A 26183-nucleotide genomic window follows, 5' to 3' on the forward strand; every position below is an offset into this window, starting at 1 on the left:
GGAATTTTTAAGCAGAACTAATGGCACATATTGAAAACAAAGAAAGTTTAAATTCACTCATACATTTACATAGCCCTACAAAGATTTACATATAACGACAGTCTTTCAGCCTAGTTCTCTTAATGAATCATTTATTTAATCGTTACAAATAACTTCCATGGGCTATTTTTACAATTAAAAAAATTTTAATAATCTTATAGAAAGCCAATCATCATTTATGATTCCTTATACATTCTCCGGGAACTTAAATTCCCAACTTGTTCGAATGCTTGAATAAAAATTTATAAGTGAATACTCACTTTTTGTTTAAAAACATCCTAATTTATGTAATAATAGTTTCATAACAAAATATGAAAGTACTTGAGGGATTCTGGATTGGAAAGTATGGAAGCATTATATGAAAAAATTGAGATTTTGAGGAAAGAACTAATAACCACTGGATTGATCTATGGATTTACTACCCCAAAAACATTACATAAAAGCCAGGAATTAGATAAACTGTTGAATTTACTCGGGGTTCAAAAAGAACCGATTGGTTTAGAATATGTTTAAAAACAGGAATAAAACCTGATTTGATACTTCTAGTAATACTTCAGGGAATCATTACAACTGCAGATAATCGTCACTTTGTAGGTCATGCAGCATATTTCTATTACTTAAACAACTCGTTTTCTTTCTCCCCATTAAAAAGCATCCAAAATAAATGGATGCCTTTTTTATCAACGATTCTTTTAAATTGTCATGGACAACCTAATATTTTAGTGTCTTAAGGCCTTTCAATTCAGGGACAACATTGCTTACCTTCCTTCCGGTAACCGCTGCAACGAGATTCTCCGCCGCAAGCATGGCCATATCAAATCTTGTTTGGTGAGTAGCCGAACCTATATGCGGCAGGGTAACCACGTTCGGCATGGCTAAAAGCGGATTGTCAGGCGATACGGGTTCCTCTTCAAATACATCCAAACCGGCTGCAAGGATTTCCTTATTTCGCAATGCTTCAATGAGGGCCTTTTCATCCACCGTCTGACCGCGGGATGTATTGATAAAGATCGCAGATTTTTTCATCAGCGCGAATTGCTCCCGTCCCATAAGATGCCTCGTCTCCGGAGTATACGGGACCATTAATAGAACAAAATCTGATTCTCGTAAAAGGTGCTCTAAAGAGGAGTAGGTTGTATTGAGCGTTTCCTCCACTTCGGATTTTCTTCGCCGATTATGATACAAAACTTCCATGTTAAAACCGAATTTTCCTCGTCTTGCAATTGACTCCCCAATTCTCCCCATACCGATGATGCCCAATGTTTTCCCATGAACATCAACGCCGTAGAGGGGTTCATCGCCTTTATTTCCCCACTTGCCATCCTTTACAAGCTTGTCCATTTCCGGTATACGACGGGCTGCTGAGAGCATTAAGGCTAAAGCTAAATCTGCCACGGTTTCATCGAGAACACCAGGTGTATTTGTACCGATTATGCTTCTCTTTTTCATTGCCTCTAGATCAAAGTTGTTGTAGCCTACCGAGATATTGCTGACAGCCTTTAGACGTGGTGCATGGTCCAGAAATTCATCATCTATTTTTTCTCCGGTGATGAGCAGTCCCTCCGCATCAGAAATTTGCTTTAATAGTTTACTTCTGGTAATGGGTTCAGGGCCGTTCCATTTTTCATACTGGCAATACTTCGAAATAAATGCCTTTACCTCGGCCGGTACTGGTCTTGCTATATACACTTTTGGCTTCAATTTATGTCCTCCTCGATTATCCTATTCTTGAATAGGATGTTTTACAATAAACCAATAACAGATTGCGGCGCATCCGGCGATTAAACCACCAGATATAAAGGCAAGAGAGTAAGAACCAGTTGCATCCACTATCATGCCTGCCACGACAGGGGAAAAGGCTCCACCAAAATAACCGCCAAAATTCTGAATTGCACCTACGGAAGCAACCATGGAAGGAGGAGCAATGTCACCGGCAAGTGCCCACGCGCTTCCAGTAATGGCAGAAATAAAACAAAGTGCAAGAGTCAGTAATGTTAAGGTAATTGCGAGCCCTTTGGCAAGTGGAACTGCACATACAACAATAGCGGCCGAGATGGCACATATACTAATTAAAGCTCGCTTTGCTTTAATAGGTGTAGTAATTCCCTTGTCAACCCATTTTTTAGTAAGATATCCTCCGAAAATATTGCCAAAGATTCCGCCAAGCCAAGGAATACCAGCATATATACCCATTTCTTTAATTGAAACATGATGGACATCAAACAAATAAAGGGGAAGGAAGACAAGGAAAATGTTCCAGATCCAAATGGTACAGAAGAAGCCCAAAATCATCCCCCACACGCTTCGATATTTAAATAACGAACCCCATTTTATTTTTGATGATTGAATGCCTTGCTCCACTCCACCACCTTCCGACTTAATGTAATCAAATTCCTCCTTGGAAAGTTTTTGGCTTTTTTCAGGATTTTTATAAAAAATAACAAAACCGATTGCGAAGATGATGCCGATCACACCCGTTATATAAAACAGCGCTCTCCATCCAAAAGTCACCATGATGAAAACGAGTATTGGCGGTGCAATGGCTGGTCCCCATTTGGACGAAGAATCCCAAATTCCAGTTGCCAAGCCTCGTTCCTTTTTAGGAAACCAATACGAAGTGATCTTAGCCATTGTCGGAAAACACGGTGCTTCTCCCACTCCAAGTAAAATCCGTGCAGCAATAAATGAACTCATTTTATGAACGGCTCCGGTTAAAATGGTCGCACCACTCCACCAAATAAGCGCAATTGTATACACCTTTTTGGTCCCGAACCGATCAATCAGCCAGCCGGAAGGAAGCTGCATTAATGCATAACTCCAAGAAAAAAAGGTTCCCAATAATCCGATTTCGGTCACGCTCAGTCCGAGATCCTTCATCATTTCGGGAGCTGCAATGGAGAGGTTGGCCCGATCTAGATAGTTGATTATACCCCCAATCAATAACCAGATGACGACGGTCCAGCGAAATTTCCGGCCAATATTTAATGGCTTTTCTTGCTTTGTTTCCATTCTTGCTTCCATACCTTATCCCCCCTTGTTATATAAAACGCCATAATTGGCAGCGCTTCCAAAATAAGAAAAAGACAGAGTTACGCTTGAAGAATATGTATATACAAGGAGGCTATTGTTTTATAATATAAAACTCGGTTTTTGTTTTGTGGTAAAAAAATAAATAGAAAATTCTATTTATTCTGTAAAGTATCGTATTATGAGGATGTGGGATTGTCAATCTTTATTCTTATTTTTGGGATTATATTCCTAGGAAACGTTTTATGCCAAGTGGGGAAAATTGATAGACCGCTTTTTTTTAGAATAAAAATCATAACAACTTTTAGCGCTAGATCCATTTCCATCTCTCCGGACAGGCTTAGAAACGTTTTTTATTATTTTTCTATAAGGTAAGCAAGCGCTCCTGATACATGCGGTACGTCCATAGACTTACCTGATAAAGAAGTATGTAGTTTACCAGATAAGTGGGACATTAATTGTTCGCTTAGCCTTGCTGTATTCACTTTTCTATTAGTATTAAATCTTAATGGAAGCTGGGATGGTTAATGGAGTTTCCACAACTTACTGATAAGCACCGGAATAATGTTTTCATTTATTGTGAAGATTCCATCTCTATGCACATTTACTACTACTATATTTTTTAACAGCATTTTTAAAAGAGGACTGAAAGACTTGGCTCATCATCCGTTCCTTACAGTGACATTAGGTTACACCTATCTCTTCTCCTTTTAGGATCGAGTCATAGCTGTCTTGAGCTTAAAAGAAATAAGTGGAAATACGAAATCATAAAAGATTAACATGTGATATTATTTTTGAATTTTTTAAATGAATAAACGGAAATAAAAGAATAATATTAAACTATTGATCGTTAGTTCAATAAGAAAAAGAGCCGTTGTAACAGCTCCTTGTCCCACTCTTTCACCCTTTTGAAACGATAGGGTAATGTTTCTCCTACTTATTTTTTACTCTTTGCATCCGTTTTTGCTTATATTGTTCAAAATCCCACTCAGACAAAAATTCTTTTGCAGAAGTATAGCCTGATTTATAGAGAAAGTCGATTTCATCCTCATTCAGTTCAAAGTCCGTTGCGTTGATGCCGCCAGTAGGAATTTGAATCGTGCGTTCAATCGTTTCTTCGTTCATATGTCGTAAATCATGGGCTTGAAGCATCGTTTTAAATATATTTTTGAAAAGGTGGATTGGCGTTGGTATTACCGGATCTATGTTAACTTCATCTTTCACAAAATGGAATCCGAATGTTGGAAAGCGAGGATTGTCTGTATCGAAAATCCAAATTGGGAAGTTACTAAGTAAACCACCATCTAAAATGTAGGATTTTTTCCGGTCTTTTGATTTCCAAATAACCGGACGGAAGAAAAATGGTAGAGAGGCACTCATCATTACGGCAGTTGAAACTTTTAAATCAGCAGGAGACATCCCATAGCGTTCCAAATCATCTGGCAAAATAAGCATCTGACCATTCGAAACATCAGACGCAATTATCTTCAACTTTCCATCTGGAAGATCCGCGAATGTCCTAATCCCTTTTTCTGAAAGAAGAGAATCCACCCACGTTTCCAAATAGTCGTTTTTATAAATCCCAAGGTGAACCATAAGTTCCAAAAAGGAGCCAAAAACGGGAATTCGATTTAGAATTGTCCTGCCTCGCATCTTTGAGTAGTTGATTTCACTATACCGTTCTCTAATTTCATGGCTTTTATAGCCACTGGCCAAAAGAGCTGCGATTACTGCTCCTGCTGATGTCCCAGCGAGTCTTTCCCATTCTACTTTTTCCTCTTCCATTGCTTGAATCGCTCCAATAAAAGCAATTCCCCTGACCCCCCCACCTTCAAAAACGGCATCTGCTTTCATTTTTTTCCACCCCTCGATAAGAGTTATTATAATTATTAACAATACTTTCAAATAAAGCGAATTTTCACACTCTTGAAATCCAAAAATCATCCCCGTCAGTTGAAGATTAAAAGTGCTTGACATCGATGGAAGACGGTTCTATTTTTCTAATAAATTAATTTGCTAACAGTATCTAGATTCTCATGGTTGTGTTTTTCAATCTCCAACACAACTTCCGTAATATCATGTTCTTTGACCTTGCCAGCTTTTCAGGTTGTTCGCATGATTAACCGCACTTCTAGTCTATGTTTATGCTCTTCAACCTCGATCAATTGGTTGCATATCTATCATTTTTACTTTTTTTTACAACTTTTATTATTACATGTCTTTGGACTCTCTACTTGAGAAACCATTAATCATTTACACAGGCTCTACTGCAATATTATTAAAAGGTGTTAGACTCCCTTAACGCAACTTTGATGGTAATAAACGTAAAAACAATAGTAGGATAGCATCTATTAACATGGTATGTCTAAAACGAAGTTTTGCATGGACAAATTATCAGATTAGGAAGCAACTTTTGAAAAAGGTATTCTTTAAATTATGTCGAAAAGGATATGTAACAATTGAAGGAGTGAAAAAATGGAAATGAACCGTGCAAGGAAAATGTATGATTACCACGTGTGGGCTAATCAGCAAGTGTTCCAAAACCTAAAACAATTACCGGACGGAGTCTATGGCGACACGATAAAAAGTGTCTTTCCATCCATCAAGGAAGTCCTTGTTCACCTTTACGCAACAGATATTACCTGGTTGGAAATAATGAAAGGATGCACAATTCAAGATACTTTTAAGAAAGTTGAACAGCGGCGGAAAGAAGTGGACGGAGTCTCAATAAGTGAACTTGAATCCTCCTATGATGAACTTGCAAAGGATTATGATATTTTTTTTACTTCACAGCCTGATTTTGAACGGACCATTGTAACCGAACATCCCAAAATGGGGGCTTGTGAGTTTGTACTTGCCGACCTCATCCATCATGTAGTGAATCATGGGACCTATCATCGCGGTAACGTGTCAGCGATGCTCCATCAACAAGGCGAGCGTGGCGCACCTACAGATTATGTATTTTACTGTTTAAAATAAACTCGGCATGGCAAGCTCGACGGAACATGATCTCTGTAAACATACTAAAGCACCGCTCATTCCAGATGAAAGCCGATGATCCTCTTGCCAAGGAATCATCGGCTTTTATTATATGAAAATCCAAACGTTCGTGATATGTTCATATTCAGTCAGTACCATAGCCTTCATTATATGTTACATGATCTTCAGAGCTTTACCCGTTGAAGGCGAAGTGCATTCAATACGACTGATACAGAGCTGAAAGCCATGGCAGCACCAGCTAACCAGGGGGCAAGCAGTCCGATTGCCGCAATTGGTATCCCGATTACGTTGTAGGCAAAAGCCCAGAATAGGTTTTGTTTGATATTCCGCATCGTTTTCCTGCTCATGAGGATTGCATCTGCAATACTGTTCAAATCACCCCGGATCAAAGTGATATCGGCAGCTTCCATGGCTACGTCCGTCCCGGTTCCTATGGCCATTCCTATATCGGCTAGTGCCAGCGCGGGAGCATCATTTATACCATCTCCGACCATTGCCACTCTTTTACCGGCTGCCTGCAGTTTTTTCACTTCTTCCGCTTTCCCTTCAGGAAGGACTTCTGCAATCACTTGGTCAATGCCCACTTGATTGCCGATGGCATTTGCTGTCCTTTGATTATCCCCGGTTATCATGATGACCTGGATATCCATTGCTTTCAACCTTTTAATCGCCGTTAGCGAGGTATCTTTTATCGTATCGGCAACGGCAATGAGGCCTGCATATTCACCTTCAATGCTAGCGAGCATTGCTGTCTTCCCTTGCTCTTCAAAAGCTTCCATCGCTGTTAGGGCATTAGTAATATCCACGTTATTTTGCTTCATCAATTTACGCGTTCCGACGTATAACACTTTTTGATCCACTACAGCTCTCACGCCGTATCCAGGAATCGCTTCAAATTCCTCAATCGCAGCAAGTGATATCTGTCTTGCTTGAATTCCTTGAACGATTGATTGCGCAAGAGGGTGTTCAGATTGTTTTTCAGCTGCGCCGATTAGAGATAAAAACTGTTCTTCTTCCATACCGTTCTCGATGAGAACATCGGTCAACACTGGGGTACCATTTGTCACTGTTCCCGTTTTATCCAAAATGACCGTATCTATATGGTGTGTGGTTTCCAAGTGTTCCCCGCCTTTAAATAAAATACCGAATTCAGCGGCCCGACCTGATCCTGCCATGATGGATGTTGGAGTGGCCAGACCTAAAGCACATGGACAGGCTATGACTAGCACTGCAATCATCGCTTCAAAAGCCGGGGTGAATTCTCCAGGGTTAACCCATATCATCCAAACCAGAAAAGTTAAAAGGGCGATTCCGACAACAATGGGAACGAAGACACCGGAAATTTGGTCAGAAAGACGTTGAATCGGGGCTTTGGACCCTTGAGCATCTTCAACCACTTTTATGATTTGAGAAAGAGCTGTATCCCTTCCGATCTTTGTCGCTTTCATTTTGAGAAAACCATTCTTATTCAATGTTGAACCGATCACAGTATCCCCGTTTGTTTTATCCACCGGAATGCTCTCACCCGTTAACATGGATTCATCAACGGCAGAGTTCCCTTCGACTACTTCTCCATCGACAGGGATCTTTTCACCCGGCTTCACCAATATCGTATCTCCCACGATGACTTCCTCAAGTGGTATTTCGCGTTCTTCCCCGTTCCTTAACACCAGTGCCGTTTTGGCCTGAAGTCCCATTAATTTTTTGATGGCCTCGGAAGAACGTCCTTTTGCTTTTGCTTCAAAAAGCTTCCCTAATAGAATGAGGGTGATAAGAATCGAACTAGTTTCGAAATAAAGCTGTGCCGTATTGTGATGGGATCCCATCGATATGATCGCCTGATAAACACTGTAAAAATAGGCAGCGGATGTTCCCATTGCGACTAATACATCCATATTGGCACTTTTATTTTTCAAGGCTTTATAAGCCCCAACATAAAACTGCTTTCCAATCAGAAATTGCACTGGGGTGGCGAATGCCATTTGCACCCAAGGATTCATGAGGAAATCAGGCATATAAATAAACGAAGTAAAACTAAAATGACTTACCATCGCCCATAACAATGGAAATGATAATATGACCGAAAGAATGAATGTATTCTTTTGTTTTTGAATTTCTTTTTGACGGAAATCCACGGATTCCGTGTTATCTTCCTTGATGATCGCCCCATACCCTAACTTCTCCACCCGTTGAATGATGTCAACTGGGGAGGCTTCGGAAGGATCATATTCGACTGTCGCATTTTCAAGCGCAAGGTTCACATTGGCCATGCTTACTCCATCCAGCTTATTTAACCCTTTTTCAATTCGGTTAGCACAGGCAGCACAGGTCATGCCCGTAATCGTAAATTCCTTTTTCTCTTTTACTACATCATAGCCAAGATCTTGAATTTTCTTTTCAAAGTCCTTGTTGCTTAATTTTTCCGTATCATATTTAATGACCGATTTCTCAAGAGCCAAATTAACGGTGGCTTCCTCAACGCCTTCCATTTTGTTTAACCCTTTTTCAATTCGGTTAGCACAGGCAGCGCAAGTCATTCCGGTAATCTGCATTGTTGTTTCTTTTATTTGGCCGCTCACATCATCCCCGCCTTCCCATACCGCTATGGGGTATATTTTTTTGTAAAAAAGTGCTTAACAGCACTCCCATGACTTATTCGACATCGTAGCCTTGATCATCGATTGTTTCTTTTATTTTCTCAAGTGATACTTTTTCCTTATCAAACGCTACATCTACTTTTCCTGCGTCCAAATGTACTTTTACGCTTTCAACACCTGCAAGTTTTCCTACATTCCCTTCAACTGCATTCACACAATGACCACAAGACATTCCACTTACACTCAATGTTACATTTTCCATTTCAACATCTACTCCTTTATTTTTTCATTAATTTTTGTATCGTTACAAGCACTTCATCTATAACTTCTGTATCCCCTTCATTCAGGCGTTCGACCACACAATTCCTAAGATGCCCTTCCAATAATATCTTGGCTACACTATTCATCGCGCTTTGTGTAGCTGCTATTTGGGTAATCACATCATCACAATACGTATCTTTTTCAATAAGACCCTTTATACCGCGAATTTGACCTTCAATTCGATTTAACCGGGTCGTTAAATTCTTTTTTACTGCTTCTGAGTGATGACTTCTTCGGCCGTGGGAAGAGGTCGTACAGCATTCTTCTTCATTCACAGAATCTTTATCATTCAACATTTCATCCATTTCCCATCCCTCCTTGAAATTAATATACCATACCCTCCTATCCTATGAAAAGAGAAAAGCTATTGTGTCAATATTTCTTTATTCTTTGCTTTTTAAGTATATCTATTCCTTAGTCTGTTTAACAAAACTACACACAAAATACCCCATGCGAAGCTAAACAAAAAAGGATGAACTACATGAGTCTACTAAGGATGCAAATAAAAACACTCATCTCCGGAGAAATGAGTGTTTTTGGATCTTAATGCCCTACGCTGGCATAATCCCGATAAAGTTTAACGGATTTCAATTTTTTAGTTGGTTGTCTGTTTTAAAATTGCATAGTTAACACACCGAAATTAATAGATATGTTTGTTTTCAAATAAAGGATGTTCTTACTCCACACCTTTTAGTTGAATACACAAAAAAGTAATATATTTTTTATTGGTTATCAAACAAATAATCCAACAATCATAGCACTTAACAAGGAGACAGCCATGCCGCTAAGCAACAGCTTCCAAACATTCCTTCCGATAATGTGCGATTTTTCATCATCGAAGATAGAATTGAACGTACCATAAATCAAATCATGCCAACTGTACTGAAATTGGCAAAAGTGGTGAGATACGTAACTGCCACTGCGTTCCTTTATTCGATTCCAGAGTGCCAGAGAAATATAGAAAGTTATAAGTAGGCGGCTACTGCAGAGTTCAAACTTTGAAGAAGCTTTTTGGGTTTAATAATATTTCAGCTTGTTAGACCTAGAGTTTTATTTTCATAGTAGTTTAATAAGCAATAAATTTACAAAAAAAAACCTTTAACTCCCAGAGGGTTTGTATCACTTTGTATCCGAGTTCCTAACACAATATGCAATGAAATTAGGATCATATACTTTTCTGTTCTCTATCTTAAGGCAACCTAAACTCCCTTAAAACTTTTTTTATATTTTCTAATTTCTGGTGATTTAGTTTCAGCATTCCATGCCCTTCTTGAGTCTTTGGTTTGCCCAGCGAAACTGTATTATTTATGAGTTCATTAAATTCTTCTAACTCTGTTAATTTACGGCCAAGTATTGTTTCAAATTTATTTATCAAAAGCGCAACAGCCCCTGACACATGTGGGGCAGCCATGGATGTACCTGATAAGACGGCAAATTGGTTACCAGGAAAGGTTGATACAACTTTCTCCCCAGGGGCCACTAAATCCACCTCACCATTAGAATTACTAAATCTGGAAATTCGTTCACGCCGGTCAACTGAGCCTACTGCCACAACTTCCGGATATGCAGCTGGATAACTGTACTCGTTTGTTTCGGACTTACCATCGCCTTCATTTCCCGCGGCACACACGACCATTATATTAGATTGAACGGCGTTTATAATCGACGAATGTAAGGCCGGATCATTATCCGGTCCCCCTAATGACATCGAGATAACCCGTACTTTTTCGCCATTAGGACCTGTCCAATTGACAGCGTAATTAATAGCTGACGCAATGTTTTCTGTTGTTCCTTCTCCTGATCCATTTAAAACCTTAAGTACCAGCAACTTCGCTTTAGGTGCTGCACCTACAACTCCAAAACCATTTTCTGCTGATGCAATGGTTCCGCAAACATGAGTCCCATGTCCGTTATTATCGGCAAATTTGACAGGATTACCATAATAGTCGTCCGTGAAATTATATCCACCAATAATTTGATCAATCAAATCAGGGTGATCTGACTGGCATCCTGTATCGATTACGGCTACTACTATGTTCTCACCCTTAAACCCTTCTCTCCAAATAGAGCGTGCACGAATCATTCTAATACCTCGTGGAACTTCCAAGGTATTTTCTGTTATTCCTTCTACTTGGAAGGGTACTAATTGAACATTTGGCAATTCTAGCCTCTCCCTTCATATTAACCCTAAGACGGGCAGAAACACCTCCTTTTGTAATAACCATTGAGGGGAATCCACACTTAAAACCCGTTTAGGAACGCTGAATCCAATAACATTGATTACAGCCTTTCTTTATCCTATGAATGGAGACAAGCTTTTGCTATAAACCTTAGTCTAATTTGATATTTTAGTTTACTAAAGAAAATTGAGATGGAGTAGATATATCACCGTTTACAAATCCTTAGTAAAAAGAAGAAATGGAAATCTATAATCATCAGAACCTTAGCAAAAATAGTAATTACATAAACGACCTTATTGGAAAGGAAAAAAAGCTACCTCCTCGGCAGCTTTTGCACTTCCATTATAATAACCAATATAGCCACATTTTTTTATTTAAAGGCACTGGTTAAATGCTGTTGATTTTTCACAAAGAAAAAAGGACCATATTAATAGGGTCCTTGTGAAACATCTTCTTCAACAAACGCAAGGTTGGTTATATAGAAATTATAAAAAAACAGCGCGATTTGTTTTACTAAAATTTTAAAAAAGAGTGTAATCAATCCGTATCTTTCACTTTTTTTGTAGTATCATTTAGGTCTTGTAGCTCTTATTTTCGCACTTTCACCTAGCTCACGTGAAAACTCTTCATTCACACGATCCGGTTCGATTTTTAAGTTATTGGGAGTTTGAGCTAATGATTTTTTTCTGCTAGATGATTTTTGATTGTTTGATCTTCCCATAATATTGCCTCCTAACTATATTTTAATCTTTATTAGTATGGCTAAGAATCACATTTATATATCTTTAGATTTGTTCATGAACGACTTTTTTCCTTATAAAATTTTTTTGGGATTGCTCCTTCTTTTACTACTACGCACCTGATAGTTCTATAAGAAAAATTCAAATTTAAGCTGAAGAGTTTTCAGTAATGACTTTTTCATTGCCTCTACAAAGTTCTTCAGTGTTTCATCAGATAATTCTAACAAGGAAAGATAGGGATTTAAATCTTCTAATTCAACTAATAAAAGTTCACCTTGTTCATTCCGACAAGCATCAACTCGTTGAATCCCCCAATCAAGATTATTCCATTCAATAAATTTGTTAGCAAAAGTTAAATCTTCTTCAGTAGGTGAATATTCTTTTAATTCCCATCTTTGCTCTTTATCTGGTGCATAAAGAGCATACTGAAATTCTTTATCGATAAAATAAAATGAAACCTCATACTCAAAGTTGATAAATGGTTGTACTAATGTGTTTTTTGATTCTGGATCAAATTTATCTATCAATTCATCTTTCGTTACAAATTCCAAACCGATTGAATCTGCACCATCTTTCGGCTTTACAATATACGTCTCTACATTAGGGAGTTTATCTAAAGAATCAAGAGTTTCTATAGTTGGAATAACAGGAAATTGAGCATTCGTTAGTTCAATTAAGTATTCCTTCCCGTTCATATCAGCCTTTCCGTTAAATGAATTGTATGTTTTCAGAATATCCAGAAACTACTCTATTGCGGAATGCTTGATACGTATCCTTAAAATTCGCTACTGGACCAGCATTTCGAAATACTATTAAGTCAAAATCTTTTTCAAACGTTTCAGTGTCTTCAGGATGACAAATGCCCAACTTAAAATCTTCTCTAAGCTTCGAAGTAAGGAACAAACCTCCTCATAATAATTTCTTCCTTTTGCTTCATAGTATAAACCTGTTACGAACAATAGTGTGTTCATTAACCCTCACCTGCTTTACATTTATTTTCATTGATTTAAAAAGGATTTAAAAACAAAAAAAGGGGTTGCCCCTAAAAGTCAGTAAAATGACTTTTAGGGGCAACCCTTTTTCGTATTGGCTTGGTGATACTTCTTTAAGGGGTACCTCCATATTTTTAAGTCATTGCCATGATCGAGAAGTTTGGACTCCACTCTTAAGAACGTAAATGTGGAACCCATATATCCTCAAATCCAAAAAAGCTAATTTAAAACCGGAACTTGATTGGATAATGGGAATATTACTGTTCTTTTGAAATATTATTATTCCTTTTCTTTTTCACTAAAAGAATGATGGCAATGATAAAGGCTACTGCACTATATATCCAGGTAAACATAAAGGCAAGGCCCAATCCGATATTTGCATCCATATAGTCGTTTTTCACATGATCTATGGCTAAATATAAAAGCGGTGCAGCTCCAATGATGAACAGGATGACCCAGAGAACATTTCTTTTCGGATTCTTGGTTGATAAAATAATAATGATGAAGGATAGCAAGAGAAACGCTTCTGAAGCTATCGTCAACGTTACCAGATTGCTCATAATAATTCACTCCTAATCGCGGTTCCATAAATGGAATAAATTTATGTTCCCTTATATCTATGCTACTTTTCGTTCCTATATTATTATCTTAAAAAAACCTGAATGCCTCCAAATGAAGGATCCAGGTTTCATGTTAATTTTTCTTGGATAATTGCAAGGCATTCTTGATGCTTTTCAGTGATTTTGAGCTTCCATACATCAAGACTCCACCCCGATAGATTTTTGCTCCGATTATTCCAAGTAAAACAATCGTTAAGATCAAGACTGCAATGCTGATGGCGATTTCCCAGAATGGAACTTCAAGCATCCCCACACGCAAGAACATGATCATCGGCGTGAAAAATGGAATGAATGATGTGATCGTAATATAACTGGCTGACGGATTCCCCAGTCCAAACATCGCAATCATAAAGGCGATGACAACCAACATGGTCATCGGTGAAATCATTTGCTGGACATCTTCAATTTTGCTGACAACGGACCCCAGACATGCCGCAAGAGTCGCGTACAGAAAATACCCAAGCAAAGCGAAGATGATTGCATAAATGATCGTTGAGATATCGGTACTGCCGAAACCGAAAAATGAAAAGAATCCTTCGTCCATACCCGTCAAGTTTTGTTTAATCGAGAAATAGCCCACCCCAAAAAATAAAATCATTTGAGTAAGACTAAGTAAAGCAACACCCATTATTTTGGCAAACATCTGTGTGACTGGCGGGACACTTGAAATCAGGATTTCCATGACTCGTGATGTTTTCTCAGTAGCTACTTCCATTGCAATCATCGTTGCATACATCAACACACCGAAGTAAATCACGAATAGGAGAACATACACGAGACCTCGTGCTTGATTGAGATCCTCTTCCGTCTTTGCATTTTTCTGAAGCGCAATCGTATCAAATGCTGGCGGCGTATTCAATTGAGCGATTTGCTGCTCTGTCAAATTCAATTCCTTCGCGGTTATTTGACCCTTCAATTGGGTTAGCGCTAAAAGCAAATCATTACTTACCGCAGAATCTGAAATTTGATTCGCTTTATACGTTCCCTTGAAGCCGAGAGTTTCATCCTTTTCGATTAACAAATACCCAACGATTTCTTCCGCGCTAACCATTTCCTCCGCTTCCTTTTCATCCTGGGCGGATATTATCGATAGGTCATCGTTCACACCTGCTATCGCTTTTTTATAAGGATCAAATAAGCTGCCTTCAGTCTGATCGATAACGGCAACCTTTTCCTGTTCATCACTGTCGAATTTATCAATAAGATTCGAAAGATTCGAAAGAACGAGAATCAGTGCCATCATAATGATTGTAGAAATGATAAAGGATTTCGTCTTTAATTTTGATAGATATGTATGGGAAAGGACAATCCAAAATTTATTCATAGACGGCACCTACTTTTTCAATGAAAATATCCGTCAGCGATGGTTCTTCCAATTCGAATTTCCGGACGAAACCTCTTGGAACAAGATCACGTAGCATGTTCTCAGCCACATCTTCACCAGTTACTTGAAGAATTTTCCCTTCCATCGTGTTCTTGACTTTTGTTACACCTGAATAATTATCCAAGAAAGATAGATCAAAATCTGCTTTAATTGAGACATTCTTTTTACCAAAAGAACGCTTGATTTCTTTTAACTTTCCAGCCACAACAGGCGAACCTTTATGCATGATGCAAAGATGCTCGCACATCTCCTCGACATGCTCCATGCGATGGCTCGAGAAAACGATCGTCGTGCCGCTGTCCTTTAAGTCAATGACAGCTTTCTTCAGGATTTCCACATTCACTGGATCCAGTCCGCTGAAGGGTTCGTCAAGGATAAGTAATTCAGGTTTATGGATCATCGAGGCGATCAGCTGGATTTTTTGCTGATTTCCCTTTGAAAGCTCTTCAACTCGCTTATCGATATACTCGGGTACCATAAAGCGGTCCAGCCAATACTCCAATTCTTTCAAAGCATCTCGTTTGTTCATCCCTCTTAATCTAGCCAAATACACAATTTGATCGCGCACCTTCAGTTTTGGATATAGTCCGCGTTCCTCAGGAAGATAGCCAATCATTGAACTGGTCGTATAATCGATTTTCTTACCATCCCAGACAACTTCCCCTTCAGTGGGGTCAAGCAGGCCAAGTATCATCCGGAACGTGGTCGTTTTCCCCGCCCCGTTCCCGCCTAAAAAGCCGAACATTTCCTTCTCGGGGATAGTTAAATCAAGCTGGTTTACAGCTGTGAATTCCCCGAATTTTTTCGTAACTTCTTTAATTTGCAAAGCCAATGCACAACCTCCTAAAATATGATTCTTATTATATGTTAACGGAAAGGTTTTCCAATTTCAACTATCACCAAAGACCAAATAAATCTACTTCTCTGCGATTATATGCAAATTTCCAGAAAAAATTAACGTTTCACGTTTGCCCTTTACCCTAATAGTATTTTTTCTGCGAAACTTAAGACAAAACCCCCCTTTCCCTTCCTATTGGTAATGACATGGTTAACATTTTCACATCCTCGTACGTCTCCTGCATTTCCCTAAGCATATTACTAAACTGAAAGCCCTTTTTTTGGGAAACGAGGCAATAATAAAAATAGATTGGGTACCGTAAAGATACCCAACCTCTATAATAGATTGCTCGCTTTAAAGGACACATTTCCCAACTGTCGCTAATGATTCTATTTTATTTTACAATCGTTACTTTTACATTTCTTTTTTCAAGCAATTTTCTTGATGCTTCATCTATTTCTCTATCCGTAATGACCTCATCCACTTCACTAGGCGGAACGATTAATGAAAACGCCTTTTTTCCAAACTTTGAGGAATCCACCATCAGGATCACTGCATCCGACCTTTCGATCATTTTCTTTTTTAATAAAGCCTGCCCTTCATTAGAATCACTGAGTCCTTCTTCTAAGTGAATCCCCTTGCAAGACAAAAACGTTTTGTTGACATGATACATCGTTAATGATTTCTCTGCTATCGGACCAACAAATGATAAAGACTTTGACAGTAATCTTCCCCCGGTTGAAATAACCTCTATTTTTTCTTTTTTACTCAATTCCATCACCACTTTGGTGGAATTGGTAATAACCGTAAGCGGTATGTTTGGTAAGGCTTTTGACATATACCAGGCAGTTGTACTTGCATCTAAAATAATCCTGTCACCTTCCACTATCCGCTTTGCCGCTTCATATGCTATCACTTTTTTTTCGTTGACATTTGTTATCACTCTTTCGGAAAAATGGATTTCCGAATCATCTTCTTGCAGGCTAACGGCACCGCCGTGGCTGCGTTTTAGTTTTGTTTCTTTCTCAAGCTTTTCGAGATCACGTCGGATTGTTTCCTCTGTTACTGAAAAGATTTCACTTAATTCTGTAACACGAATACTCGAACGTTCATTTACGAGTTCGACAATTTTTTGGTGTCTTTGAGCTACAAGCATACCAACTTTCTCCTATCTATATAATCTTTGTTTACTTTTGTTTGTTTTTGTATTGTAACATATATAAAGCCCTCTATATAAATAGAGAGCTTAGGAACTGCCTTTTTTCATTGATATGGTTATTTGGCAATTAGCTTAAAACCTTCAATAATTTCTTCAATATCTTCATCACTAATATCGATTACTTCGCCAATACTTTTAGCGTACACCAATGCTTTTGCACTATATTCAGCTACTTCTAGCCTATCAAATACACTCAGTAAACTTTTTCCTGAGACAACTGCATACCCATTTTCAATTAATAGGACAGGATTATCCTCTGCTAGTTTATCTGCAATCATTCTATTATGATTTTCCCCCATTCCAAAAGGCACTTTATCTATATCCCGAAGAACAATGTAGGCCTCTGGAATTATATGTGTATTATATTTAACATCTGTCACAGCATAGGCCATTAAAAATCTTGGGTTCGCAATGATTACGGATGTAAGCTCCGGGTTTAACTCATATATTTTTTGATGAAGCTCAAAAAACTCACATGGTTCCTTTCCAGCTTCACTATACTCCTGATGAATCAGAACCAATTCATCTTCCTTAATATATTTACGGTCCTGTTGAGAAGGCGTGATTAAAATAGAGCCATCTTTAAGGCGGGTTGAAAAGCTGCCTGAGATACTTGTAAAAAGCTGACGATCATATAACCGTTCCAATAACCTGATCATTTCTTGACGGCAAGAAACCTCTTCGACAGAATGGTGCTTCATTTCTATCTGTGTTAATTTATCCGCTTTATATAAATCTATTTCTTGTAAATTTTGTTCGGTCAGTTCAAATGGTTTCCCTATATTCCTTGCATTTATTTCCATACAAGCAGTATCTTCAAGTGTTTCAAACAACATAAAGGCATCAAATATAGTGGGTTTCCCTACCACAATACCATGATTCTCCAATATGACCGCATCCCCTCCTTTTGCAAATTCAGCCGAAATATTTTCCTTTAATTTGTCGCTTCCAGGGATCGCATAGGGTGCAACCTGAAGGGAATCTGCTACACTCTTATATGCATGTAAAAGCAACTTTGGGTTTGGTCCTTTACGAGCCATGCTAAAGGAAACCAAAGCCGGGGGATGTGCATGTACGATAGCTTTTATATCGGGCCTTGCTTCATAAATTCCTTGATGAAAAGGAAGCTCTACCGATGGTTTATGTTTCCCTATGAATGTACCGTCCTTTTTGACGCACATGATATCATCCATGGTTAATGTCCCTTTATCAATTCCCGATGGAGTAATCCAAAGGTCACCATTTTCATCTAGAATAGAAAGGTTTCCTCCTGAAATTGTTGTCATGCCATATTTATAGACACGTTCCATGATCAAAACAATTTGTTCGGCTGGATGCAGATTTTCATTCATACTTTATCACTCCTATTATTTACATTCTTCTTTCATGGAAATTGCTTGTTTGAATTTTTCAATCAGGGATGATGATTCAATTTTTTCTTTTGGCTCATATTTTTTTATAAGGAACGAGTGTTCTATTAACTGACGTGCCGTTTGTAAATCGCTTATTTCATTGCCTGAAATCATTTGTACTAGTATATTCCCAATCGCCGTAGCCTCTGTTGGTCCAGCGTATATGGTTTTCCCGCTAAGGTCTGCCGTAAGTTGATTAACGAATTCATTTTTCGCCCCTCCTCCGACAATATGAAGTTGCTCGATACTTTTCCCGGTTATCTCTTCTATTTGCCGAATGGACATCGCATAAATAATAGACATATTTGTAAATATACAGTTCGCTAATTCGCCCACTGTATGTGGAATCTCCTGATTCGTCTCCCGACAATACTGCTGAATTTCTTGAATCATATTTTCTGGATTTAAAAATCGTTTATCATTAAAGTTGATGAACTGCCTGCACACCTTTATTTTCTCTGCCTCATATACAAACTGCTCGAAGTTATAGTCTTCCTTTAAATGTCTTCTGACCTCTTGAATAACCCACATACCAATGATATTTTTCAGAAAGCGGTAGGTTCCGTATGCACCCCATTCATTTGTATAATTGTTTTTAAGAGCTAACTCATTCACTATCGGTTTATCGCTTTCAATCCCAAGCAACGACCACGTTCCGCTACTAATATAGGCCCATTTCTCTCCATTACCAGGTGAACCGACTATGGCGGAAGCAGTATCATGTGAAGCAACGATAATCACTTCTGTATTGGGAAGATCGAAAGTAGAAAAACGTTCTTTCATCAGTTTCCCTAATCGTTCTCCCGGATTAGCAAAAGGCGGGAATTGATCTTTTGACAATGCAATCAGGTTTAGTAACTCTTCATCAAACTTCTTCGTGTTTACATTCAATAATTGCATCGAAGAAGCACTTGTAACTTCTGTGACCTTTTTCCCCGTTAGGCAGTAACCTAAATAATCTGGCACAGTCATGACATTCCTAGTGACTTTCAGGTTCTTTATATCTTCTTCGTACAATTGGTATAACGTGTTAAATGATAAGAATTGAATCCCCGTTTTTTGATAAATGATTTCTTTAGGTAGTGTTCTTGTGACCTTTTCGATTGTATTTTCGGTGCGCTTATCACGATAAGAGATAACTTCTTGCACTCTGTGTCCATTATCATCCAACAATACGTAATCCGTTCCCCACGTATCAATTCCAAGTGTACAGTGGTCGTATCCAAGCTTTTTTGCTGATTCTAACCCCTTTAAGATTTCATTCAATAAATGATCAATATCCCAAAAACAGGTTTCATTTTGGGTGGTGAAACCATTCGCAAATCGATGGATTTCTTCAATTACTAATTTCCCGTTCTCCATTTTCCCTAAGACCAGCCGGCCACTTGAAGCACCAATATCCACCGCAATATGTATCATTAGTCCACACTCCTCAATTTCTTTAAACCATGCATTATGGAAATATGATCGCGGCCAAAGAAGTCATGCAGTTCTAAATAATAAGCATACAGTTGTTGATAAATCCTTACATTTTCTTTAACCGGTATAAAAGTATCTTCTTTTACTTTTGCCATCTTAGAGGATGCCTCCTCTATGGAATCATACCCACCATTTATACGGCCGGCAGCCGTGGCAGCGTATATGGCTGCTCCTAATGCAACAACTTGTTCCCCATCCGCGATTTTAATTTCACGATTTAAAATATCGGCATATATCTGCATTAACAGTTTATTTTTTTGAGGTAATCCGCCACAGGCAAACAAATCGTTTATCTCTATACCATCATTCTCAAAGGTTTCAAGGATTTTCCTTGTTCCAAAGGCTGTTGATTCTAAAAGTGCACGGTATATTTCTTCCGGCTTCGTAGAAAGAGTAATCCCTGCTATCACACCTGACAAGTTCGCATCTACAAGGACTGTTCGGTTGCCATTCCACCAATCTAACGCCACTAACCCAGATTGACCAGGCCTTAAGCAAGAAGCCTTTTTTTCCAGTAAGCTATGTAGATTGACACCTTCTTGCTCAGCTTCTTTCTTTACATACTCAGGAGCAGTTTGCTCAATATACCATGCAAACGAATCGCCAACAGCCACCTGTCCCGTTTCATAACTGAATGATCCGGGAATTATTCCATCCTCCACTACTCCACAAATACCTTCTACTGTTTGTTTTTTCTCAGAAATTAACATGTGGCAAGTAGAGGTTCCCATCGTCATCACAAATTGGCCTGGATGGACAGCTCCTACAGCTGGAACACCTGCATGGGCATCGATTATGGATACAGAAACAGCCGTACCAGATTTCAACCCCATCTTCTTAGCCATCCCTTCTGTTAAACCACCCGACCGTCCAGCGATGGGTAATACTTCACCACGCATTTTTGTATCCAGTATATCCAGAAGACGTTCATCAATAGCCGCTAAAAAAGCAGGGTCCGGATATCCATCTTTTTTATCCCAAAATGCTTTATAACCGCTCATATTACTGCTGCGTACCAGCTCATTCGTCAGACGGAAGGTAATCCAATCTCCGGCTTCCATAAATAGATCCGTTTCTTCATAGATATCAGGTGATTCACGTAACACTTGTAAAATCTTAGGGAACATCCATTCAGAAGAAATTTTCCCGCCATATCGTTGCAGGAATGGTTGATTCGTTGCCTGTGCAATGCGTGTAATATCATCCGCTTCTTTTTGTGCGGCATGATGCTTCCATAATTTGACCCAACTGTGAGGGTCCCTTTTCCACTTCTCATCAAAACAAAGGGGATTTCCTTTCTTATCAACAGGCAAAATGGTACATGAGGTAAAATCGATTCCAATGCCTATCACATCATTCGCATCTACTCCGCTTAACCGAATCACTTCAGGAACAGAAGTGTATAAAACGTCCAAATAATCACCTGGATGCTGGAGAGCCCAATCTTTTTCAAGTTTACATCCGTCTGGAAGCCTATTAGACAATACTCCATGACGATAAGGTGTAACATGTGTAGCCATTTCATTTCCGTTCTCTATATCTACTAGCAGCACTCTTCCTGATTCAGTGCCAAAATCAATTCCGATTGTATATCTCTCATTCATCCCTTCATCATCTCCTAACATGCAAGTCACGCAATGATATTTAATAAAAAGGCCCCTCTAGATAGTTGAGAGGGGACTTTTCTGTCTATCTAACCTTAAAAATTAAAATCAGCTGCATTGTCTTTCGTAAAATCTGTCGGTGGTCCCATGATGATTGTTTTTCCATCCTCCCACACGTCAATTTCACCTACATTTTCAACTTTCAAACCATCTTCTGGTTTCTCCCCTTCAGCTAGACGTTTGGCGAGGGCAACTGTTAAATAACCTAGTTTGTCTGGCTCCCAAAGAATGGCTACATCTAGAGATCCATCATTTAAATATGGTGAAGAGTCTTTCGGTAGAGCAGTTCCAACGACTGTTATATCATCTTGCAGTCCTTTTTCCTGAACAGCTTGGGCTGCCCCAAGAGGTGCCGGAGTAGAAAAAGCCATGATTCCTTTTAATTCAGGATTTGATTTTATTAAATCCAGTGTTTTTTGGTATGCCACCTGTTGTTTTTCATCTGTCGCGATTTTATCCGATACTAATTCAATACCTGGATAATTCTCTTCCAGTTCTTTTTTTGCTGCATCAATCCAGGTGTTTAAGTTTGCAGCTGAAAGCCCTCCAGTTAATATAGCGATTTGCCCTTTTTCAACACCCATTTGTTTTACGAGTGATTTAGCGATATGGCGGCCGTATGCTTCATCGTCTATTTGGTGGACGGATAATTCTACAAGGGATTGATCAGCTGGTGTATCCCAATCCATTACAATTATTCCTTCATCCTTCGCCTTTTGAAGGACTGGTGAAAGTGATGCAGCGTCATTTGGTGCTACTGCGATTACATCCACATCTTGACTAATTAAGTCTTCAATGACTTTTACTTGCTGTGCAGCATCCGGTTCCGTAGGTCCTGTGTAAATGGTTTCCACACCAAGATCTTTACCTGCTTGAATCGCTCCTTTTTCAGAAGCATTGAAATATGGTATCCCCATTAATTTTGGAACTACGGCAATTTTCAACTTCTCATTACCACCTCCGCCACTTGTTTCTTTTTCACTGTTCCCCGATGCTCCTTCTTGTGATACACAGCCTGCTAACAGTCCCCCAGCTAAAATAGCTGTTGCCAATATCCCCGTCATTTTCTTCATAATGATCCCCCTTACAATTTTTCTAGTTTTTCACTAAAGTATTTTCAGAGATTACATGGTCATGTAAATTACGCTACAGAGTTTGAAGGTAACTTCTTTTGACTTTTTTCGTCTAATTTCGTTTTCACGAAGTTTATGACCAATACCGTGATTAAAATAACCCCCATCATTACAGTTACGATCGATCGTGGTACACCCATTAAGTTCAATCCACTTGATAACATTTGGAAAATGACCACTGCGTAAACTGTGCCGATAACTTTGCCATAACCACCTTGAATTTCAGTTCCGCCAAGCACGGCTGCCGCTACACTTTGTAATAAATAAGAAGATCCCAGATCCACTTTTGCAGTATTGTAACGGGATGTCATAATAATGGAAGCAATTGTGGCAAGAAGTGCCGCATATAAGTAAACTCTCATTAATACCTTGCTATTATTTACACCTGAAAATAATGTAGCGATCGGATTGCTACCCACCATATAAACACTTCTGCCCCATTTGGTTTTTGACAGCAATATAGCTGTTATTATTGCAAATAGTACAAAAATAATGATGGAAAGAGGAACGATCCCCATATAGTAGCCGTTTCCAATTAAGCTATAACCCTCACTGAATCCTGAAATTGAATTTCCTTTCGTAATGCTTAAGATCAAACCTTCAAAAAGCACCATCGTTCCGAGTGTTACCAGTATTGGCGAAACACCGATTTTTGAGATGAGTACGCCGTTAATCAATCCGCAGCTCAGCCCGACTAAAACACCGATTAAGATTGCGCCTAGCATTGGGTATCCGCTGCTTGCCATAAGTGCGATTGTCACGCCAGACAAGGCAGCTGTATACGTAATCGATAGGTCAATCCCTCCAGTTACAATCACGACCATCATTGCTAATGCGATTAAACCAAACTCCGGGAGCTGGAACATCATATTGGTTAAATTATTTGAAGAAAAGAATCCAGGTATTGAAAAACTCATTAACACAAACAAGCCTGCTGTAATTACACCTAAAGTATTTTCTTTTGATATTGAAAGCCGTTTCATTTTTTCACCTCTTTCTTACGCTTCCACTTCAATTTTCGCTAACTTATCTTTTGAGCGCTTATATTGAATGTGGTCGTATGACACAGCCAGTAATATAATCAATCCAGTGAATACTTTTTGCCAGAAGGTATCAATTTTTGCCAAGATAAGTCCATTTTGTACAATGCCTAGCAGAAGAACGCCCAAAACCGTTCCCAAAATGGTACCGCGCCCCCCCATGATGTTCGCACCGCCCAAAACAACGGCTGCTATGACCATCAGCTCCAGACCAAGCATTCCATTAGGATCCACAGCCTTTGTATATGCTGTTTGAGCAATGGCTGCTATTCCTGCAAGAAACCCCATATAGGAGAAAACAAATATTTGAACTTTGTCAAAATTTATCCCAACCCGAATGGCTGAATCTTTATTACCGCCAATCGCCAATACTTCGCGACCGATTAATGTGTATTTCAAAATATACCAAGTAAACAGTGCTACGGCGATAAAAATTAGAATGATGATAGATATACCAAACATCTCAAAACTGGCAAACTTGATGAATACGGTTGGAAAACTGCTGCTGTTCAAATACTGTCCATTCGTAATGTACAACACGAGCCCATTAATGATACTCATCATTCCAAGTGTCACGACAATAGCTGGAATTTGAACCTTTGCAACAAGCAGTCCATTCAGTGCACCTAAACAAACCCCAAGAAATGGCCCAATCAAAAAGAGTAATAGTATAGAGATGGGATGGTCAGGCATGAGCATCATTACTTTTCCAACGATGACACAGACAGCGCTTGTAACAGCGGCCACCGATACGTCAATCCCGCCAGTGATGATTACAAGTGTCATACCCACCGCCAGAATTCCAAGTACAGCATTCCCTTTTAGTACATCCAGCAAATTGTCTACAGTTAAAAAATACGGGCTTAAGAATGTCAATGTAATACATAGAAGCAAAACAATCATTGCGATGCTGATTTCCTTCGACTTCAAAATGGCGTTCATGCACGTACCTCCTCTTTTAGCGGAAGCCCTTTTTTGGAAGGAGATTGAGAACCAAGCAGAGCATAATTCATGATATTTTCCTGTGTCGCTTCTTCTATACCAAGCTCTCCGGCTATTCTTCCATGTCTCATGACCAAAATCCGATCACTGACAGCAAGTACTTCTGGAAGCTCTGAAGAAATCACAATAATGCCCATTCCTTCAGCTGCCAGTTCCCTCATTAACTTATGAATTTCTGACTTCGCCCCAATATCAATCCCATTCGTCGGTTCATCAATAATTAGGATTTGTGGTTTAGTAGAAAGCCACTTGCCGATCACGACTTTCTGTTGATTTCCGCCTGACAGGTCACCAGCTGCCCTTTTAGGCAAAGCGGGTCTAACATCTAGCGTTTTCATATAATGATCAGCCAGCTTAACTTCTTCCTTTCGCTTAATCAATTTGAATTTATTTCTCAATTGTTTCAAAACAGGTAATGAAATATTATTGATTATGGACTGGCGAAGGATGAGTCCTTGCGTTTTTCTGCTTTCTGGAATATATGCAATCCCTTGCTTTACAGCATGTTCAGAAGACTTGATTTTAGTAGAAACCCCATTTATTTTCATACTTCCATCGTAGGGCCTGTTGACCCCGAATATCGCCTGTGCAAGCTCTGTTCTTCCTGATCCGACAAGTCCTGTAATCCCAAGGACCTCTCCAGCTTTCAATTCAAAGGAAATATCTTTAAAGTTACCTTCTTTTGATAAACCATTCAGTTCCAAAAGAGTTTTTCCTGTTTTTCCTTTAACCATATTCTTGTTATATAAAATCTGACGTCCCACCATTAGTGTGATTAATTTATCTTCATCAAGTTCTTCAGTTTCATAAGTGCCTACATATTTCCCATCTCGCAATATTGTAAATCGATCGGAAACAGTAAATAACTCTTTTAACTTGTGGCTGACAAAGATTATGGAAATTCCGCGATCCTTTAATTTTTGTATAACTTTATAAAGCTTTTCAACTTCCCCTGCGGATAGGGATGAAGTCGGTTCGTCCATTACAATCAACTTGGAATCAAAAGCGAGGGCTCTGGCGATTTCAATCAGCTGCTGTTGAGCAATGCTTAATTTTTCAACGGGTGTATGAACATCAATCTCAAATTCTAGTTCTTTAAGTGCCCGTTTTGCTGTATCCTCCATCTCCTTCCATCTAATCTTTTTCCATGGTTTTTTGTCACTATCCCGGCCAATATAGATATTTTCAGCTACAGATAGGTTTGAAAATAAACTTAAATCCTGATAAATGATTGAAATGCCTTTTAGCGTAGCATCAATCGGTTTTTGAATTTCGGCTTCTTTTCCTTCAAAGTAAAACTTGGCGCCTGGGTCCGGTCGATAAATGCCAGCTAATATTTTAATGAGCGTTGATTTCCCGGCACCATTCTCCCCTATTAACGCATGAACTTCTCCTTTTTTCACTTCAAGCTGAACGCTATCCAGTGCTTTTACACCTGGGAAGGTTTTACTGACATTCGTCATTTGCAATAAGAAATCAGACATGTTTCTCTCCTT

The 26183-nt window shown here is 39.0% G+C and carries 23 protein-coding genes and 1 pseudogene; 2 read left to right on the plus strand and 22 right to left on the minus strand.

The window, feature by feature from the left end; translation table 11 throughout:
- Positions 1-384 precede the first annotated feature (384 nt).
- Complete coding sequence (locus tag LQ188_RS07695) at positions 385-552, plus strand: aspartyl-phosphate phosphatase Spo0E family protein (RefSeq protein ID WP_230176461.1); 168 nt, start codon at positions 385-387, stop codon at positions 550-552.
- A 198-nt stretch (positions 553-750) separates the two neighbouring features.
- On the opposite strand, the gene LQ188_RS07700 is transcribed toward LQ188_RS07695, so the two are convergent.
- From LQ188_RS07700 to LQ188_RS07710, 3 genes are all read right to left on the minus strand, one after another.
- Complete coding sequence (locus tag LQ188_RS07700; protein WP_230176462.1) at positions 751-1740, minus strand: D-glycerate dehydrogenase; 990 nt, start codon at positions 1738-1740, stop codon at positions 751-753.
- 21 nt (positions 1741-1761) lie between these two features.
- A complete protein-coding gene (locus tag LQ188_RS07705) occupies positions 1762-3060 on the minus strand; it encodes an MFS transporter (protein WP_101221786.1) in 1299 nt (432 codons plus the stop codon).
- 939 nt (positions 3061-3999) lie between these two features.
- Positions 4000-4920, minus strand: coding sequence for a patatin-like phospholipase family protein (locus tag LQ188_RS07710; RefSeq protein ID WP_230176463.1), 921 nt, complete (start codon positions 4918-4920; stop codon positions 4000-4002).
- 621 nt (positions 4921-5541) lie between these two features.
- On the opposite strand from LQ188_RS07710, the gene LQ188_RS07715 reads away from it, so the two are divergent.
- Positions 5542-6045: a DinB family protein gene (locus LQ188_RS07715; RefSeq protein WP_230176464.1), complete on the plus strand. Its 504-nt coding sequence runs from the start codon at positions 5542-5544 to the stop codon at positions 6043-6045.
- Between the two features lie 185 nt (positions 6046-6230).
- Here LQ188_RS07715 and LQ188_RS07720 read toward each other — a convergent pair whose 3' ends face one another.
- From LQ188_RS07720 to LQ188_RS07810, 19 genes and pseudogenes are all read right to left on the minus strand, one after another.
- Positions 6231-8645 (minus strand): heavy metal translocating P-type ATPase, encoded by a 2415-nt coding sequence (locus tag LQ188_RS07720; RefSeq protein WP_290370105.1) that lies wholly within the window; start codon positions 8643-8645, stop codon positions 6231-6233.
- Positions 8646-8718: 73 nt separating this feature from the next.
- Positions 8719-8925 carry a copper chaperone CopZ gene (copZ, locus tag LQ188_RS07725; RefSeq protein ID WP_076368959.1) on the minus strand — a complete coding sequence of 69 codons (207 nt, stop codon included), beginning with the start codon at positions 8923-8925 and terminating at the stop codon, positions 8719-8721.
- A 16-nt stretch (positions 8926-8941) separates the two neighbouring features.
- Complete coding sequence (locus LQ188_RS07730; protein ID WP_230176591.1) at positions 8942-9280, minus strand: metal-sensitive transcriptional regulator; 339 nt, start codon at positions 9278-9280, stop codon at positions 8942-8944.
- Between the two features lie 436 nt (positions 9281-9716).
- Positions 9717-9907: pseudogene (locus tag LQ188_RS07735) on the minus strand (nucleoside transporter C-terminal domain-containing protein); the annotation flags it as partial.
- Positions 9908-10173: 266 nt separating this feature from the next.
- A complete protein-coding gene (locus LQ188_RS07740; protein ID WP_230176465.1) occupies positions 10174-11145 on the minus strand; it encodes a S8 family peptidase in 972 nt (323 codons plus the stop codon).
- Between the two features lie 587 nt (positions 11146-11732).
- Positions 11733-11885, minus strand: a complete 153-nt coding sequence (locus LQ188_RS07745) for a YfhD family protein (RefSeq protein WP_098373080.1) — start codon at positions 11883-11885, stop codon at positions 11733-11735.
- Between the two features lie 147 nt (positions 11886-12032).
- Positions 12033-12599 (minus strand): hypothetical protein, encoded by a 567-nt coding sequence (locus tag LQ188_RS07750; protein WP_230176466.1) that lies wholly within the window; start codon positions 12597-12599, stop codon positions 12033-12035.
- Positions 12600-12716: 117 nt separating this feature from the next.
- The gene (locus LQ188_RS07755; RefSeq protein WP_230176467.1) at positions 12717-12875 is read right to left on the minus strand and encodes a hypothetical protein; all 159 of its coding nucleotides are present in this window, start codon (positions 12873-12875) and stop codon (positions 12717-12719) included.
- Between the two features lie 278 nt (positions 12876-13153).
- Complete coding sequence (locus tag LQ188_RS07760; RefSeq protein ID WP_101221782.1) at positions 13154-13456, minus strand: hypothetical protein; 303 nt, start codon at positions 13454-13456, stop codon at positions 13154-13156.
- Positions 13457-13589: 133 nt separating this feature from the next.
- On the minus strand, positions 13590-14840 hold the full coding sequence (locus tag LQ188_RS07765) for an ABC transporter permease (protein WP_230176468.1): 1251 nt from the start codon (positions 14838-14840) through the stop codon (positions 13590-13592).
- Entirely contained in the window at positions 14833-15732 is a 900-nt protein-coding gene (locus LQ188_RS07770; protein ID WP_230176469.1) for an ABC transporter ATP-binding protein, read from the minus strand. Before LQ188_RS07770 ends, LQ188_RS07765 begins: the two co-directional genes overlap by 8 nt.
- A gap of 400 nt (positions 15733-16132) precedes the next feature.
- A complete protein-coding gene (locus LQ188_RS07775; RefSeq protein ID WP_101221779.1) occupies positions 16133-16894 on the minus strand; it encodes a DeoR/GlpR family DNA-binding transcription regulator in 762 nt (253 codons plus the stop codon).
- Between the two features lie 119 nt (positions 16895-17013).
- Positions 17014-18309, minus strand: coding sequence for a class II aldolase/adducin family protein (locus LQ188_RS07780; protein ID WP_230176470.1), 1296 nt, complete (start codon positions 18307-18309; stop codon positions 17014-17016).
- 15 nt (positions 18310-18324) lie between these two features.
- Complete coding sequence (rhaB, locus tag LQ188_RS07785) at positions 18325-19788, minus strand: rhamnulokinase (protein ID WP_101221777.1); 1464 nt, start codon at positions 19786-19788, stop codon at positions 18325-18327.
- Positions 19788-21452 (minus strand): ribulokinase, encoded by a 1665-nt coding sequence (locus tag LQ188_RS07790; protein WP_230176471.1) that lies wholly within the window; start codon positions 21450-21452, stop codon positions 19788-19790. Before LQ188_RS07790 ends, rhaB begins: the two co-directional genes overlap by 1 nt.
- A 95-nt stretch (positions 21453-21547) precedes the next feature.
- On the minus strand, positions 21548-22585 hold the full coding sequence (locus tag LQ188_RS07795) for an autoinducer 2 ABC transporter substrate-binding protein (protein WP_048677830.1): 1038 nt from the start codon (positions 22583-22585) through the stop codon (positions 21548-21550).
- A gap of 68 nt (positions 22586-22653) precedes the next feature.
- Positions 22654-23628, minus strand: coding sequence for an ABC transporter permease (locus LQ188_RS07800; protein WP_101221776.1), 975 nt, complete (start codon positions 23626-23628; stop codon positions 22654-22656).
- 15 nt (positions 23629-23643) lie between these two features.
- Complete coding sequence (locus tag LQ188_RS07805; protein WP_098186552.1) at positions 23644-24627, minus strand: ABC transporter permease; 984 nt, start codon at positions 24625-24627, stop codon at positions 23644-23646.
- Complete coding sequence (locus LQ188_RS07810) at positions 24624-26171, minus strand: sugar ABC transporter ATP-binding protein (protein ID WP_230176472.1); 1548 nt, start codon at positions 26169-26171, stop codon at positions 24624-24626. The genes LQ188_RS07805 and LQ188_RS07810 overlap by 4 nt, the downstream gene beginning before the upstream one ends.
- Positions 26172-26183: the final 12 nt, after the last annotated feature.

It is taken from the genome of Peribacillus sp. Bi134 (assembly GCF_918698065.1).
Taxonomy (GTDB): Bacteria; Bacillota; Bacilli; order Bacillales; family DSM-1321; genus Peribacillus.

Coding starts and splice junctions, on each gene's coding strand:
- LQ188_RS07695 (WP_230176461.1), top strand. CDS start 385: ATGGAAGCATTATATGAAAAAATTGAGATTTTGAGGAAAGAACTAATA.
- LQ188_RS07705 (WP_101221786.1), bottom strand. CDS start 3,060: ATGGAAGCAAGAATGGAAACAAAGCAAGAAAAGCCATTAAATATTGGC.
- LQ188_RS07710 (WP_230176463.1), bottom strand. CDS start 4,920: ATGAAAGCAGATGCCGTTTTTGAAGGTGGGGGGGTCAGGGGAATTGCT.
- LQ188_RS07715 (WP_230176464.1), top strand. CDS start 5,542: ATGGAAATGAACCGTGCAAGGAAAATGTATGATTACCACGTGTGGGCT.
- copZ (WP_076368959.1), bottom strand. CDS start 8,925: ATGGAAAATGTAACATTGAGTGTAAGTGGAATGTCTTGTGGTCATTGT.
- LQ188_RS07730 (WP_230176591.1), bottom strand. CDS start 9,280: ATGTTGAATGATAAAGATTCTGTGAATGAAGAAGAATGCTGTACGACC.
- LQ188_RS07745 (WP_098373080.1), bottom strand. CDS start 11,885: ATGGGAAGATCAAACAATCAAAAATCATCTAGCAGAAAAAAATCATTA.
- LQ188_RS07750 (WP_230176466.1), bottom strand. CDS start 12,599: ATGAACGGGAAGGAATACTTAATTGAACTAACGAATGCTCAATTTCCT.
- LQ188_RS07755 (WP_230176467.1), bottom strand. CDS start 12,875: ATGAACACACTATTGTTCGTAACAGGTTTATACTATGAAGCAAAAGGA.
- LQ188_RS07760 (WP_101221782.1), bottom strand. CDS start 13,456: ATGAGCAATCTGGTAACGTTGACGATAGCTTCAGAAGCGTTTCTCTTG.
- LQ188_RS07765 (WP_230176468.1), bottom strand. CDS start 14,840: ATGAATAAATTTTGGATTGTCCTTTCCCATACATATCTATCAAAATTA.
- LQ188_RS07775 (WP_101221779.1), bottom strand. CDS start 16,894: ATGCTTGTAGCTCAAAGACACCAAAAAATTGTCGAACTCGTAAATGAA.
- LQ188_RS07780 (WP_230176470.1), bottom strand. CDS start 18,309: ATGAATGAAAATCTGCATCCAGCCGAACAAATTGTTTTGATCATGGAA.
- rhaB (WP_101221777.1), bottom strand. CDS start 19,788: ATGATACATATTGCGGTGGATATTGGTGCTTCAAGTGGCCGGCTGGTC.
- LQ188_RS07790 (WP_230176471.1), bottom strand. CDS start 21,452: ATGAATGAGAGATATACAATCGGAATTGATTTTGGCACTGAATCAGGA.
- LQ188_RS07795 (WP_048677830.1), bottom strand. CDS start 22,585: ATGAAGAAAATGACGGGGATATTGGCAACAGCTATTTTAGCTGGGGGA.
- LQ188_RS07800 (WP_101221776.1), bottom strand. CDS start 23,628: ATGAAACGGCTTTCAATATCAAAAGAAAATACTTTAGGTGTAATTACA.
- LQ188_RS07805 (WP_098186552.1), bottom strand. CDS start 24,627: ATGAACGCCATTTTGAAGTCGAAGGAAATCAGCATCGCAATGATTGTT.
- LQ188_RS07810 (WP_230176472.1), bottom strand. CDS start 26,171: ATGTCTGATTTCTTATTGCAAATGACGAATGTCAGTAAAACCTTCCCA.